The organism is Kitasatospora sp. NPDC127067 (genome assembly GCF_042724755.1).
Lineage (GTDB): Bacteria > Actinomycetota > Actinomycetes > Streptomycetales > Streptomycetaceae > Kitasatospora > Kitasatospora lactacystinica.
The window spans coordinates 45,137-58,911 of the sequence record NZ_JBHXEM010000035.1 but is presented as its reverse complement, the minus strand read 5'-3'; the positions used below and the strand labels follow the sequence as shown (position 1 = coordinate 58,911).

At 75.1% G+C, this 13,775-nt stretch carries 16 protein-coding genes; 15 read left to right on the top strand and 1 reads right to left on the bottom strand.

Features of this window, described 5'->3' with window-relative positions; translation table 11 throughout:
- The first annotated feature begins 151 nt into the window (after positions 1-151).
- From ACFWJ4_RS17295 to ACFWJ4_RS17225, 15 genes are all read left to right on the top strand, one after another.
- Entirely contained in the window at positions 152-535 is a 384-nt protein-coding gene (locus tag ACFWJ4_RS17295) for an FKBP-type peptidyl-prolyl cis-trans isomerase (protein ID WP_359901163.1), read from the top strand.
- A gap of 177 nt (positions 536-712) precedes the next feature.
- Positions 713-1,687: a WYL domain-containing protein gene (locus ACFWJ4_RS17290; RefSeq protein ID WP_359901160.1), complete on the top strand. Its 975-nt coding sequence runs from the start codon at positions 713-715 to the stop codon at positions 1,685-1,687.
- A gap of 26 nt (positions 1,688-1,713) precedes the next feature.
- Complete coding sequence (locus ACFWJ4_RS17285) at positions 1,714-2,640, top strand: WYL domain-containing protein (RefSeq protein WP_359901265.1); 927 nt, start codon at positions 1,714-1,716, stop codon at positions 2,638-2,640.
- A gap of 3 nt (positions 2,641-2,643) precedes the next feature.
- On the top strand, positions 2,644-2,874 hold the full coding sequence (locus ACFWJ4_RS17280; RefSeq protein ID WP_380455537.1) for a hypothetical protein: 231 nt from the start codon (positions 2,644-2,646) through the stop codon (positions 2,872-2,874).
- Between the two features lie 20 nt (positions 2,875-2,894).
- Complete coding sequence (locus tag ACFWJ4_RS17275) at positions 2,895-3,104, top strand: hypothetical protein (RefSeq protein WP_380544681.1); 210 nt, start codon at positions 2,895-2,897, stop codon at positions 3,102-3,104.
- 191 nt (positions 3,105-3,295) lie between these two features.
- Positions 3,296-3,601 carry a Sec-independent protein translocase subunit TatA gene (gene tatA, locus ACFWJ4_RS17270; protein ID WP_380544678.1) on the top strand — a complete coding sequence of 102 codons (306 nt, stop codon included), beginning with the start codon at positions 3,296-3,298 and terminating at the stop codon, positions 3,599-3,601.
- Positions 3,602-3,764: 163 nt separating this feature from the next.
- A complete protein-coding gene (tatC, locus tag ACFWJ4_RS17265; protein WP_380544710.1) occupies positions 3,765-4,658 on the top strand; it encodes a twin-arginine translocase subunit TatC in 894 nt (297 codons plus the stop codon).
- A 151-nt stretch (positions 4,659-4,809) separates the two neighbouring features.
- The gene (locus ACFWJ4_RS17260) at positions 4,810-5,970 is read left to right on the top strand and encodes an NAD(P)/FAD-dependent oxidoreductase (protein ID WP_380544675.1); all 1,161 of its coding nucleotides are present in this window, start codon (positions 4,810-4,812) and stop codon (positions 5,968-5,970) included.
- 56 nt (positions 5,971-6,026) lie between these two features.
- Positions 6,027-6,344, top strand: a complete 318-nt coding sequence (locus ACFWJ4_RS17255) for a (2Fe-2S)-binding protein (protein ID WP_359901145.1) — start codon at positions 6,027-6,029, stop codon at positions 6,342-6,344.
- A complete protein-coding gene (locus tag ACFWJ4_RS17250; protein WP_380544672.1) occupies positions 6,325-7,740 on the top strand; it encodes an NAD(P)/FAD-dependent oxidoreductase in 1,416 nt (471 codons plus the stop codon). Before ACFWJ4_RS17255 ends, ACFWJ4_RS17250 begins: the two co-directional genes overlap by 20 nt.
- 131 nt (positions 7,741-7,871) lie before the next feature.
- Positions 7,872-8,735: a dihydrodipicolinate synthase family protein gene (locus tag ACFWJ4_RS17245; RefSeq protein ID WP_380352909.1), complete on the top strand. Its 864-nt coding sequence runs from the start codon at positions 7,872-7,874 to the stop codon at positions 8,733-8,735.
- A 92-nt stretch (positions 8,736-8,827) separates the two neighbouring features.
- A complete protein-coding gene (locus tag ACFWJ4_RS17240; protein ID WP_380352898.1) occupies positions 8,828-9,832 on the top strand; it encodes a proline racemase family protein in 1,005 nt (334 codons plus the stop codon).
- Between the two features lie 50 nt (positions 9,833-9,882).
- A complete protein-coding gene (locus ACFWJ4_RS17235; protein ID WP_359901134.1) occupies positions 9,883-11,238 on the top strand; it encodes an aldehyde dehydrogenase family protein in 1,356 nt (451 codons plus the stop codon).
- Positions 11,238-12,266 (top strand): proline racemase family protein, encoded by a 1,029-nt coding sequence (locus ACFWJ4_RS17230; RefSeq protein WP_380544669.1) that lies wholly within the window; start codon positions 11,238-11,240, stop codon positions 12,264-12,266. Before ACFWJ4_RS17235 ends, ACFWJ4_RS17230 begins: the two co-directional genes overlap by 1 nt.
- The gene (locus ACFWJ4_RS17225) at positions 12,263-13,288 is read left to right on the top strand and encodes an ornithine cyclodeaminase family protein (protein WP_380544667.1); all 1,026 of its coding nucleotides are present in this window, start codon (positions 12,263-12,265) and stop codon (positions 13,286-13,288) included. Before ACFWJ4_RS17230 ends, ACFWJ4_RS17225 begins: the two co-directional genes overlap by 4 nt.
- Before the next feature lie 4 nt (positions 13,289-13,292).
- Here the strand turns inward: ACFWJ4_RS17225 and ACFWJ4_RS17220 are convergent, their stop codons facing one another.
- Positions 13,293-13,625 (bottom strand): hypothetical protein, encoded by a 333-nt coding sequence (locus tag ACFWJ4_RS17220; protein WP_359901125.1) that lies wholly within the window; start codon positions 13,623-13,625, stop codon positions 13,293-13,295.
- Positions 13,626-13,775 lie beyond the last annotated feature (150 nt).

Below are 13,775 nucleotides of genomic sequence, written 5' to 3'. Positions count from 1 at the left end.
TGCCTTTGGGCTCGGGGTCCCCCCGGGGGCGGGCGGGGGGGGGGGGGGGGGCGGGGGGGCGGGCGCCGGTACCGTGGTCCGGGAAGAACGGACCGGGTGCGGGCGCCCGCCGCTTGGTCGTGACAGCAGAGCGAATGTGAGAAGAGGGACTGTGAGCGTCAACCTCAACGAGAAGCCCGAGATCGACTTCCCGATCGGCGACGCCCCGACGGAGCTGCAGATCCGCGACATCGTCGTCGGTGACGGCGAGGAGGCCAAGCGGGGTCAGAACGTCAGTGTCCGCTACGTCGGTGTGACCTTCGAGACCGGCGAGGAGTTCGACGCGAGCTGGAACCGGAGCCCCAACGAGTTCCGCTTCCCGCTGGGCGGCGGCCGCGTCATCAAGGGCTGGGACCAGGGCGTCGTCGGCATGAAGGTCGGCGGCCGCCGCGAGCTGACCATCCCGGCGCGCCTGGCGTACGGCAACCAGTCGCCGACGCCGCTCATCCCGGCCGGCTCGACCCTGATCTTCGTGGTCGACCTGCTGGCGGTCTGAGCCTGCTCGCGCCGTGGGCCGGACCCCTCCGGGGGCCCGGCCCACGGGCATGTCCGGGGGTGTTCGGGGATGCCGCTTTTGCGGTGCGTACCGCTACCGGTACGGTCGGTCCCGCCGGGTGGTGATCGCCCGGTTGGCGCACCCCGCGCTCGGCGCGGCACACCGGAAGGGTCAGCGATGGCGATCGCGAAGGCAGAGCGGCTGATGAATCTCGCCCTGTGCCTGATGAACACCCGACGTCCGCTCTCCAAGAAGGAGCTGCGGGAGTCCATCGAGGCGTACCGCGAGGCCTGGCAGAACGGCAGCGAGGACGCCTTCAACCGGATGTTCGAGCGGGACAAGGACGACCTGCGCGAGCTCGGCCTGGTGATCGACGTCGACGAGAGCACCCTGGACGGCGAGCTCGGCTACCTGGCCCGCGCCGACCGCAACCGGCTGCCCGAGATCGCCCTCGACGCCGAGGAGGCGGCCGCGCTGACCCTGGCCGCCCGGGTCTGGCAGCAGGCCAAGATGTCCGGTGCGGCCAGCGGCGCCCTGCAGAAGCTGCGCGCGGCCGGGGTGCCGTTCGCCGAGGCCGAGGGCCGCACCGCCCTGGAGCCGCGCATCCCCGCCCGGGAGGCCGCGTTCGAGCCGCTGCTCACCGCCGCCCGGGACCGCCGTCCGGTCTCCTTCGAGTACCGCAAGGCCGGCGCCGCCGCCGCCGAGCAGCGCAGCGTCGAGCCGTGGGCGCTGGAGTGCTGGCGCGGGCACTGGTACCTGGCCGGGTACGACCGCGACCGCGGCGACGCCCGGGTGTTCCGGCTCAGCCGGATCACCGGCAAGGTGAAGGCGAGGTCCGGGGCGTTCCTCGGCACCGTGCCCGAGCACGTGGACGTCCGGGCCACCGTGGCGAAGTTCGCGGGGGAGGGGGCCACCGCCACCGCGACCGTCCGGGTCCGCCGGGGCGCCGGCTTCCCGCTGCGCACCAAGGCACTGGGCAGCACCCGGGTGGACGAGGCCTGGGACGAGCTGGAGATCCCGTACGGCAACGGGCTGGGCGCGGACCTGGCCGAGTTCGGGCCGGACGTGCTGGTGCTCGGGCCGGAGGAGCTGCGGGCGGATGTGGTCGACCGGCTGCGGGCGGTCGCGGGTATCGAGGGAGAGCGTCCGTGAGTAATGCCATCGACCAGACGCGACGGATGCTGTCGCTGGTCACCTACCTGCGCGAGCGGCCCGGGGCCGAGGTCGCCGAGGTGGCCCGGGCGTTCGGGATCAGCGAGCGCGAGCTGATCGCGGACCTCAACGTGCTGCCGATGTGCGGAACCAGCTTCCGCGGCGGCGACCTGCTCGACATCGACACCGACGGCGAGCGGATCTGGTGGCACAACGTCGACGACGTGGCCCAGCCGCTGCGGCTGGCCGCCGACGAGGCGACCGCGCTGCTGGTGGCCGCCCGCGCGGTGGCCGGGCTGCCGGGCCTGCGGGCCGGGGACCGGGAGGCGCTCACCCGGGCCGTCGCCAAGATCGAGAACGCGGCCGGGGAGAGTGCCGAGGGCAGCGCCCGGGTCGGCGTGACCTTCGAGGCGGAGAGCCACGTGTTCGCCGACATCGACCGCGCGCTCAGCGAGGGCCGCCGGCTCTGGCTGCGCTACTACTCGCACGGGCGCGGCGGGATGACCGAGCGCGAGGTGGACCCGATCCGGCTGCTCACCGAGGGCCACACCTACCTTGAGGCCTGGTGCCGCACCTCCGAGGACCACCGGATGTTCCGGCTCGACCGGGTCGCCGAGATCCGCGTCCTGGACGTCCCGGCCGACCCGCCCCGGCGCGAGCCCCGTGACCTGAGCGGCGGGCTGGTCAACCCGGCGGCGGACGACCCCGAGGTGGTCGTCGAGGTCTCCTCCGGGGGGCGCTGGGTGGCCGAGTACTACACCCACGACCGGGCCGAGGAACTGCCCGACGGCGGGCTGCGGATCACCCTGCGCAGCGCCGACCCCTCCCAGCTGCGCCCGCTGGCGCTGCGGCTGGGCCGGGACGGCCGGATCGTCTCGCCGCCCGAACTGGCCGAGCAGGCGCGCTCGGCCGCGCGGGAGGCGCTGGCCGCCTACGGGGAGGGGCGGGCCTGAGCGGTGGAACCCGGGACCAGATTCAAGGTGTACTGCTCCGAGTGCCGGGAGAAGGTGGAGCTCCCGGCCGAGGACTTCCGCCTGACCCTCGGTCGCACCCCGGCCCAGGCGCACTACAGCTTCGGCTGCCCGCGGTGCGGTGCGGCGGTGCGCAAGCCGGCCGGGGAGAAGATCGTCGAGGCGCTCACCCGGGCCGGGGTGCGCACCATGCGGCTCGTCCCGGCGGAGGGGTGACCCCCGTATAGGGTGGGCGCATGTCCTGGATGCTCGTCGCCGCCGTCCTGCTCGCCACCGCGGGCCTGCTGGTCCTCGGGGTCCTCGCGATCCGGCTCTGGCTGGACGTGCGGGCGCTGGCCGAGGGCGTGGACCGGGCCTCGCGGGCGCTGGCCGCGGCGGCCGAGGACCTGGCGGACGCGATGCCGGCGGCGAACGACCCGGCGGCGGACCGGGTCCCGGCCGCTTAGCACGGCGCGGCTCCGGGTGGTACGGGGGCTGCTGCGCGCGGGTGGGGGCGGGTTACGCTCTCAGTTGGCTCCTGAACCGCGTACCGGGGGCCGCTGTCCTGTTCGGGCGGCCGTCGTCGTGGCGTCATCCGCAGCGGTTACCATCCGCAGCGGACGGCCCGTCGGGCCGCCATGACTGAAGGTGGTCGCGCATGCGCATCTCGCCGACCGCGATCGTGGTGATCGTGGTTCTCGCCATCCTGCTGTTCGGAGCCAAGCGGCTGCCCGACCTGGCGCGCTCGCTGGGCAAGTCGATGCGGATCCTGAAGAGCGAGGCCCAGGCGATGCGTTCGGACGGCCGGTCCGAGCAGCCGGCCCCGCCCGCCCGGGCAGCGGCCCCGGTCGACGGTGCCGCGGGCCGGACCATCCAGTCCGCTCCGGGCGCTTCGGCCACGGCCCGTCCGGTGAACGAGCCCGCCGCCGGGGCCTCCGCGCCCGACGGCGACCGCCCGCACTGAGCGCGGCGCACGTGAGGCAGCTGACGCACGCCGCGCGCACGACGTGCGGGAGGCACGCGACCACGGAGGCCCGTCGACCGGCGGGCCCCGACGCACGAGTTGAGGACCGGGGTTGAGCAAGCTCTCCAAGGCGCCGAAGGCGTCAAAGGATCCTGAGGGGCGGATGGCCCTCGCCGACCACCTGCGGGAACTGCGCAACCGCGTGGTCAAGTCGGTCCTGGCGATCGTGCTGTTCGCGATCGTCGCGGCGATCTACCACAAGCAGATCGAGCACTTCCTGCTCCAGCCGCTGCCGCAGTGCAACACCAAGGTCGACGCGGACCAGTACCACGGGCGCTGCGCCCAGGTGTCCAACATCGGCCTCACCGCCGGTTTCAACTGGATGCTGAAGGTCGCGCTGACCGCGGGCGTGGTGGCGGCCGTCCCGGTCTGGCTGTACCAGGTGTGGGCCTTCGTGGCGCCCGGCCTGCACAGGAACGAGAAGAAGTACGCGGTCATCTTCATGGCGTGCGGCGCCCCGCTGTTCCTGGCGGGTGTGGCGGCCGCGATCATGGTCATGCCGACCATGGTCGAGATGCTGATCTCGTTCACTCCGAGCGACACCACGCCGATCCTGCCGCCCGAGGACTACTTCGACATCGCCACCCGGATGGTGCTGGTCTTCGGCCTCGCCTTCGAGTTCCCGCTGCTGCTGGTGATGCTCAACCTGGTCGGCATCGTGACCGGCAAGCGACTGCTCAGCTGGTGGCGCGGGATGGTCATGGCGATCACCGTGTTCGCCGCGTTCGCCACTCCGGGCGCCGACCCGTTCAGCATGCTGCTGCTGTCGATGCCGATCTGGGCGCTGTACTTCATCGCGGTGGGGATCGCGCTCTTCAACGACAAGCGCAAGGCGCGCCGCAACCCGGACGCCGGGCTGGACGACGAGGAGGCCTCGCACGTGGACCTCTCGGTGCAGCCGGTGGCCGGTGCGGAGTCCGTCCAGGCCTCGGCGACCCCGGCGGCCGGTGCGTCGGTGCCGGCGTCCCGTCGCGAGGAGATGGACGACATCACCTGAGCCGGTAGGGCTTGAGGGAGCCCCGGTCCGCCGCTCTGCCGAGCGGTGGGCCGGGGCTTCCCGCCGTTCCGGCCTTTCCGCTGGTGGGGGTGGTCCCGGGTTTCGGTGGGGCGGTCTTGGCAGGTCGCATGGCATGTGACATATTACTGCCGTGCTGAAGACCGAGAGACCTCCCCTGGACGTCGTCGTGGTCGGCGCCGGTGTGGTCGGCGCCGCCTGCGCCTACTACGCCGCCCGCGCCGGGCTCGCCGTGGCCGTCGTGGACCGCGGCCCGGTGGCCGGTGGCACCACCGGCGCGGGCGAGGGCAACCTGCTGGTCTCCGACAAGGAGCCCGGCCCCGAACTCGACCTCGCCCTGCTCAGCACCCGGCTCTGGCGCGAACTCGCCGAGCGGCTCGGCCCCGCGATCGAGTACGAGCCCAAGGGCGGCGTGGTGGTCGCCTCCACCGCCGCCGGGCAGGACGCGCTGCGGACCTTCGCCGCCGGGCAGCGGACCGTCGGGGTCGAGGCCGAGGAGGTGCCCGGCGAGCGGCTGCGCGAGCTGGAGCCGCACCTGGCCGAGGGCCTGGCCGGCGGCTTCCACTACCCGCAGGACGCCCAGGTCCAGCCCGCCCTGGCCGCCGCCCACCTGCTGCGCGAGGCCCGCCGGATGGGCGCCCAGCTGATCACCGGGGAGAGCGTCACCGCCGTCGACCGCGGCCCGGACGGCGCCGTGCGCGGCGTGCGGACCGACCGGCGGAGCCTGGCCGCCGCCGCCGTGGTGAACGCGGCCGGCACCTGGGGCGGCGAGATCGCCGCGCTGGCCGGAGTGCACCTGCCGGTGCTGCCCCGGCGCGGCTTCGTGCTGGTCACCGAGCCGCTGCCGCGGGTCGTGCGGCACAAGGTCTACGCCGCCGACTACGTGGCCAACGTGGCCAGCGGATCGGCCGGGCTGGAGACCTCCGCCGTGATCGAGGGCACCCCGGGCGGGCCGGTGCTGATCGGTGCCAGCCGGGAGCGGGTCGGCTTCGACCGCACACTCTCCCAGGAGGTGCTGAGCCGGCTCGCCGCCCAGGCCGCCGCGCTGTTCCCGGTGCTCGCCGACGTCACCGTGATGCGCACCTACCGGGGCTTCCGCCCGTACCTGCCGGACCACCTGCCGGCCATCGGCGCGGACCCCCGGGTGCCCGGGCTCTACCACGCCTGCGGGCACGAGGGGGCCGGCATCGGGCTGGCCCCGGCGACCGGGCTGCTGATCAGCGAGCAGCTCACCGGCAAGCGGCCGGAGCTGGACCTCGCACCGTTCCGGGCGGACCGCTTCCCGGCCGGGTGAGCGCCGGCCCGCCATCGCCACACATGAGATTCCGTCCAGGATTGGAGAAGCCGCCGATGCGCCGCCGCACCCCCGCCGGGCTGGTCCAGGCCGAGCCCGGGCCCGCCCACCACATCGAGTTCGACGGGCGGCCCGTCCCCGCGCTGCCCGGGCAGTCGATCGCCGCCGCGCTCTGGGCCGACGGCGTGCTCGCCTGGCGCACCACCCGGGTCGGCGGCAAACCGCGCGGGGCGTTCTGCGGGATCGGCGCCTGCTTCGACTGCCTGGCCACCGTGGACGGCCGCCCCAACCAGCGCACCTGCCTGCTCCCCGCGGAGCCCGGCACCACCGTCACCACCCAGGAGGGTCACGGCCGTGCCGACCTCGCCGTCTGACGCCCACGACAGCCAGCCGTACGACCTCGTGGTGGTCGGCGCCGGCCCGGCCGGGCTGGCCGCCGCCGTCACCGCCGCCGACCTCGGGCTGCGCTGCGCCCTGCTGGACGGCGGGCGGAGCACCGGCGGGCAGTACTACCGCCACCCGGCGCCCGGCCTGGGCGCGGCGCGGCCGGACCGGCTGCACCACCACTGGTCCGCCTACACCGGCCGGGCCGACCGGCTCGACGCGCACGAGCGCGCCGGGCGGGCCGCCTTCCTGGCCGGACACCAGGTCTGGGCCCTGGAGCGCACCGGGGACGGCTTCGCGGTGCACGTCACCCGCGGGCCGGAGAGCACCGACCGGGCCACCGTCCGGTCCCGGTCGGTGCTGCTCGCCACCGGCGCGTACGAGCGGCAGCTGCCGTTCCCCGGCTGGACCCTGCCCGGGGTGGTCACCGCGGGCGGCGCCCAGGCCATGCTCAAGGCCGGGCTGGTGCTGCCCGGGAAGCGGATCGTGGTGGCCGGCAGCGGCCCGCTGCTGCTCGCGGCCGCCTCCTCGCTGGTCACCGCCGGGGCCGAGGTGCCCGCCGTGGTCGAGGCGACCGCCTACCTCGGGTACGCGCGGCACCCCGGCGTACTGGCGGGCGTGCCCGGCAAGCTGGTCGAGGGCGCCGGGCACGGCGGGGCGCTGCTGCGCCACGGCGTGCGGCTGCGCCCGCGCAGCGCGGTGGTCGAGGCGCACGGGACGGACCGGGTCACCGGCGTCACGGTGGCCCGGCTGGACGCCGACTGGCGGCCGGTGCCCGGTACCGGGCGGCGGATCGACTGCGACGCGCTCGCCGTCGGCCACGGCCTGCTGCCGCAGATCGACCTGGCCACCGAGCTGGGTGCGCGGACCGTGACCGGGTCGGACGGCGCGGTCGCGCTGGAGGTCGACGCCCGGCTGCGCACCAGCGTGCCCGGCCTCTGGTCCGCGGGGGAGACCAATGGCGTCGGCGGCGCGGACCTCGCGCTCGCCGAGGGCGAGCTGGCCGCGTACGCGGTGGCCGGGGAGCGGCCCGCGGCCGCGCTGATGCGCCGCCGCTCGCGGCTGCGGGCCTTCGCCGACCTGATGGCCGCCGCCCACCGGCCGGGCCCCGGCTGGACCGGCTGGCTGCGTCCGGACACCGACGTCTGCCGGTGCGAGGAGGTGCCGGTCGAGGCGATCCGGGAGGCCGTCGAGGACTTGGGCGCGGGCGATCCGCGCACCGTCAAGCTGCTCACCCGGGCCGGGATGGGCTGGTGCCAGGGCCGGATGTGCGGTCCGGCCGTGGCCTGCCTGGCCGGTTCGGGTGAGCCCGGGCCCGACCGCCGCCCGCTGGGCTGCCCGGTGCCGCTCTCCCAGCTGGCGGCGGGGCCCACCCCGGAGTCGTAACGGGCCCGCCGTCGAACGGCGGGCCGGGGACCTTGTCTCCGGCCCGTCCGCTCTTGTAAAATGTCACACCTCATCAAGGAGCTCATGTGTCCATCACCCAGCACGACACCAACCGTCCCTGGCGCGGCATCATGGTCGCCACCACGCTCCCGCTGCGCCCGGACCACTCCGTCGACTACGACGCCTACGCCGAGCACGTCCGCTGGCTGATCGACTCCGGCTGCGAGGGCGTCGTCCCCAACGGCTCGCTGGGCGAGTACCAGACGCTCACCGCCGAGGAGCGCGCCAAGGTCGTCGAGGTCGCCGTCGAGGCGGCCGGCGACGGCTCCCGGGTCATGCCCGGCGTCGCCGCCTACGGCAGCGCCGAGTCCCGCCGCTGGGCCGAGCAGGCCGCCGAGGCCGGCGCCGGCTCCGTCCTGCTGCTGCCGCCGAACGCCTTCCGGGCCGACCACGCCTCGGTGCGCGCCCACTACGCCGAGGTCGCCAAGGCCGGCCTGCCGATCGTGGCGTACAACAACCCGATCGACACCAAGGTCGACCTGGTCCCCCCGCTGCTCGCCCAGCTGCACGCCGAGGGCTCGATCGTCGCGGTCAAGGAGTTCAGCGGCGACGTCCGCCGGGCGTACGAGATCGCCGAGCTGGCCCCCGGGCTGGACCTGCTGATCGGCGCCGACGACGTGCTGCTGGAGCTGGCGCTCGCCGGAGCGGTCGGCTGGATCGCCGGCTACCCGAACGCCCTGCCGGCCGCCTCGGTGGCGCTCTACGACGCCGCCGTCTCCAAGGACCTGGAGAGCGCGCTGCCGCTCTACAAGTCGCTGCACTCGCTGCTGCGCTGGGACTCCAAGACCGAGTTCGTCCAGGCCATCAAGCTCTCCATGGACATCGCCGGGCGACCCGGCGGCCCGGTGCGCGCCCCGCGCCAGCCGCTCGTCCCGGAGATCGAGGCGGCCGTCCGCGCGGCCACCGAGAAGGCGCTGGCCGACGGCCTGGTCTGACACCGGCGCGAACCCGGGCCCCCGGGCCGGCTGCGGCGGCAGTCGGCCCGGCCCACCCCCCACCATCCGAACCTGTACGGGAGTTGTGACCCATGCGCAGCCGCCACGTGTTCCACGCCGTCGACTCGCACACCGAGGGCATGCCGACCCGGGTGATCACCGGCGGCTTCGGCGTCATCCCCGGCGCCACCATGGCCGAGCGCCGGGTGCACTTCCAGGAGCACCTGGACCACTTCCGCACCCTGCTGATGTACGAGCCGCGCGGCCACGCCGCGATGAGCGGCGCGATCCTCCAGCCGCCGACCCGGCCGGACGCCGACTTCGGCGTGCTCTACATCGAGGTCTCCGGACTGCTGCCGATGTGCGGGCACGGCACCATCGGGGTCGCCACCGTGCTGGTCGAGACCGGGATGGTCCCGGTGGTCGAGCCGGTCACCACCGTACGGCTGGACACCCCGGCCGGACTCGTGGTCGCCGAGGTGCACGTCGAGGACGGCGCCGCCAAGGCGGTGACCATCCGCAACGTGCCCTCCTACTCGGTCGCCCTGGACCGCAAGATCGAGGTGCCCGGCTACGGCACGGTGACCTACGACCTCGCGTACGGCGGCAACTTCTACGCCATCCTGCCGCTCGCCGAGTTCGGGCTGCCCTTCGAGCGCGAGCGCAAGCAGGAGATCCTGGACGCCGGCCTGGCGATGATGGACGCGATCAACGCGAGCCCGGACCGGCCGGTGCACCCGGAGAACCCGTCCATCCACAGCTGCCACCACGTCCAGCTGCTCGCCCCCGGCTCCACCGCCGAGCACTCCCGGCACGCGATGGCCATCCACCCCGGCTGGTTCGACCGCTCGCCCTGCGGCACCGGCACCTCGGCGCGGATGGCCCAGCTGCACGCGCGCGGCGAACTGCCCCTCGGGCGGGACTTCCGCAACGACTCCTTCATCGGGACCACCTTCACCGGGCGGCTGGTCGAGGAGACCGAGGTGGCCGGGCGGCCCGCGGTGGTGCCCACCGTCACCGGGCGGGCCTGGGTCACCGGCACCGCCCAGTACTTCCTCGACCCGAGCGACCCGTTCCCGGCGGGCTTCCTGCTCTGACCCCTCCTCCCTCCTTCGTTCCCCGTACCTCCCTCGAAGGGCTGCTGGCTGTGACCATCACCTCGTACAACCCCGCCGACCCCGCCGACCTCGTGGTCGCCGTCGAGGAGCCCGGCGCCGAGGCCGTGCGGGCCGCCGTCGGGCGGGCCCGGGCGGCGCAGGGCGACTGGCTCGCCGCCGGAGCGGGCGCCCGGTCGGCGGCGCTCGGCCGGATCGCGGACGCCGTGGAGGCGCACGCCCACGAGCTGGCCGCGCTGATCGTGCGCGAGGTCGGCAAGCCGCTGGCCGAGGCGCTCGGCGAGGTCGCCCGCACGGCGGCGATCTGGCGCTACTACGCGCAGGCGCCGTACGCGCCCTCCGGGGCGGTGCACGAGACCGCCGCCGGCCCCGGGCTGCTGCTCACCCGGCGCCGCCCCTACGGGGTCGCCGGGCTGATCGCGCCGTGGAACTTCCCGCTGGCGATCCCGACCTGGAAGGCCGCGCCGGCCCTCGCCGTCGGCAACGCGGTGGTGCTGAAGCCGGCGCCCGAGGCGACGGCCTGCGCGCTGCGGCTGGCCGAGCTGGCCGGGCTGCCCGAGGACGTGTTCACGGTGCTGCCCGGCGGGGCCGAGGAGGGCGCGGCGCTGGTGGAGACCGCGGACGTGATCTCCTTCACCGGCTCGACCGGCGTCGGCCGGGCCGTGGTGCGGGCCGCGACCGAGCGCGGGGTGCCGGTGCAGGCCGAACTCGGCGGGCTGAACGCCGCGCTGGTGCTGCCGGACGCCGACATCGCGCAGGCCGCCGGGCACATCGCCGCGGCCATCGCCGGGTACGCGGGGCAGAAGTGCACCGCCACCAGCCGGGTGATCGCGGTCGGTGCCGCCCACGAGCCGCTGCGCGAGGCGCTGGTCAAGGCGTTGGCGGCGGTCGACGACGCGGTCTGCGGACCGGTGATCAACGCCGCCGCCCGGGAGCGGCTGACCGGCGCCGTCTCCTCGGCCGTCGAGGCCGGGGCGAGCGTGCTCACCGGCGGCCGGGTGCCCGAGCGGGACGGCTGGTACGTCGAGCCGACCCTGCTCGCCGAGGTGCCGGCCGAACACCCGCTGGCCCGCGAGGAGTTCTTCGGCCCGATCGCCGTGCTGCACGCCGCGGCCGACCTGGACGAGGCCATCGCGCTCGCCAACGACACCCCGCACAGCCTCTCCACCTCGGTGCACACCCGCAGCCTGGACGTGGCGCTGGCCGCCGCCGACCGGCTGGACGCGGGCATGATCCGGGTCAACGCCCCGTCCAGCGGCGTCGACTTCCACCTGCCCTTCGGCGGAGCCAAGGGCGCCAGCCACGGCGAACGCGAGCAGGGCCAGGCGGCCCTGGACTTCTACACCGTCAGCCGGACCGTCAGCGTGCTGCCGGGAGGTGGCGCCTGATGTTCGTCCGCACCGTCGACTACCACACGGCCGGCGAGCCGTTCCGGATCGTGCTGGACGGCGTGCCGCCGATCCCCGGCGACACCGTCGCCGAACGCCGGGCCATCGCGCTCGGCGCGGGCGGCAGCGCGACCGCGCCCCGGCCCAGCGCGCTGGACGACGTCCGGCAGCTGCTCGTCCAGGAGCCGCGCGGCCACGCAGGGATGTACGGCGGCTTCCTGGTGCCGCCGGACGACGACGAGGCGCACCTGGGCGTGCTGTTCTGGCACAAGGACGGCTACTCCACCGCCTGCGGGCACGGCACCATCGCGCTCGGCGCCTGGGCCGTGGACTCCGGCCTGGTGCCCGCCCCCGCGGACGGCGTGGCACGGGTGCGGATCGACGTGCCGTCCGGCCGGGTCACCGCCCTGGTGCACCGGGCCGGCGGGCACACCACCGGGGTGACCTTCCGCAACGTGCCCAGCCGGGTGACCGCGCTGAAGCTGCCGGTGGAGACCTCGCTCGGCACCGTGGAGGTCGCCGTGGCGCACTCCGGCGCCTGCTACGCCTCGGTGTCCGCGGCCGCCCTCGGGCTCGCCGTGGAACCGGAGCGACTGCCCGAACTCACCGCCGTGGGGCGGGAGATCAGGGCCGCGCTGGCCGGCGCCGAGGCGGTCGCGCACCCGACGGACGCCCGGCTCTCGGGTGTGTACGGAGTGGTGCTGTACGACGAACTCCCCTCGGTGGACGGGGTGCTGAACCAGCGGAACGTCACCGTCTTCGCCGACGGCCAGATCGACCGCTCGCCCTGCGGCTCCGGCACCTCCGCCCGGCTGGCGGTGCTCGCCGCCGAGGGGCGGCTGGCCCCCGGCGAGCCGCTGCGGCACGAGTCGATCATCGGGACGGTCTTCTCCGGCCGCTTCCTGCCGGGCGGTGACCCGCAGGGCGAGGGCGTGGTCACCGAGGTCGGCGGGGCGGCCTTCCGTACCGGCGAGCACGGCTTCGTCCTGGAGCCGGACGACGAGCTGGGAGCGGGGTTCCTGCTGTGAGCCGGACATCCGAGAGCCGGGCCGCCGAGAACCGGACCGCCGAGAACCGGACCGCTGTGGGCCGGGCCGCTGTGGTTCCGAGCGACCCGAGCCCGACCGCACTGCCCGCTACGGCGGTTGTGCCGCTCCAGTACGCCGTGGCGGGGACCGGCGGAGTCGGGCCCGCCGGTGCGGTGGGGGCGATCGAGCGGGTGCTGCTGGACGGGTTCGACCCGGAGGCGGCACCCGCCCGATCCGCCGTACCGGTGCCCGCCGGGGAACTGCTGATGATGCCGGCCGCCGCCGGGCCGTACGCGGGCGTGAAGATCGCCGGTGTCGCGCCGGCCAACCCGGAGCGGGGGCTGCCCCGGATCACCGGCAGCTACCTGCTGCTGGACGGGCCCACCCTGCAGCCGCTCGCCTTGCTGGACGGCGCCGCGCTCACCGCGCTGCGCACGCCCGCCGTCACCGCGGCCGCGCTGCGGCGGCTGGCGGTGCCGGAGGCCGAGCACCTGGTGCTGTTCGGCTCCGGGCCGCAGGCGTACGGGCACCTGGACGCCCTGCTCACCGTCCGGCCGCTGCGCCGGCTCACCGTGGTGGCGCGCAACGCCGACCGGGCGCAGGCGCTGGCTGCGTACGGGCGGGAGCTCGGGCTGACGGCCGAGGTCGGCGGTCCGCGGGCGGTCCGCGAGGCGGACCTGGTGGTCTGCTGCACCACCGCGCGCACGCCGCTGTTCGACGGCGCGCTGGTGCCCGCGCACGCGGCGGTGGCCGCGGTGGGCTCGCACGAGCCGGACGCGCGGGAGGTCGACGAACTGCTGGTCCAGCGGGCCGAGCTGTACGTGGAGGCGCGCACGGTCGCGGGCCGGGAGGCCGGGGACCTGCTGATGGCGGGCGTGGCCGGGCGGCAGCTGTGGAACCTCTCCGAGCTGGTGCGCGGCGACGCGCTGGTGCCGGACGGGCGGCCGCGGTTCTTCAAGAGCGTCGGGATGGCCTGGCAGGACCTGGCCGTCGCGGCGGAGGTGTACCGGGCCGCGTCCTAGCGGTTCAGTCGCCGAGGAACATGAGCCAACTGCCCGGGGTGGCGGCGCAGTTGGCGAGCAGGTTGCGCAGGTCGCGGACGGCCGCCCGCTGCTCCCCGGTGGTGCAGCGGGCGAGCAGTGCGGTGGCCTCCTCGAAGGCGGCGCCGGCGTCCTGCTCGTTGAACAGCGTGTCGCCGTACGGGTCGATCCGGCCGAGCCGGTGGTCGGACGGGCGGGCGTGCGCGGCCAGGGCGTCGGCGAGACCGGCACCGTGGTCGGTGGACAGGTGCAGCAGGTTCGGGCTGGTGCGGCGGCCGTTGTTCGGGCGGCCGTCGTACAGCGCGGCTTCGATCGACAAGTGCGTTACTCCTGGCCGTGGTTGGGAGTTGTGAAACCGGAGTCGGCGCAGCGGGAAGGGGAGCCCCCCCACGCCCGCACCACACCGTTTACGGCCCGCTACCCGGCAGCTCAGGCCCCGCCAAAAGCTCGGGAAACAGGTAAAGAATAG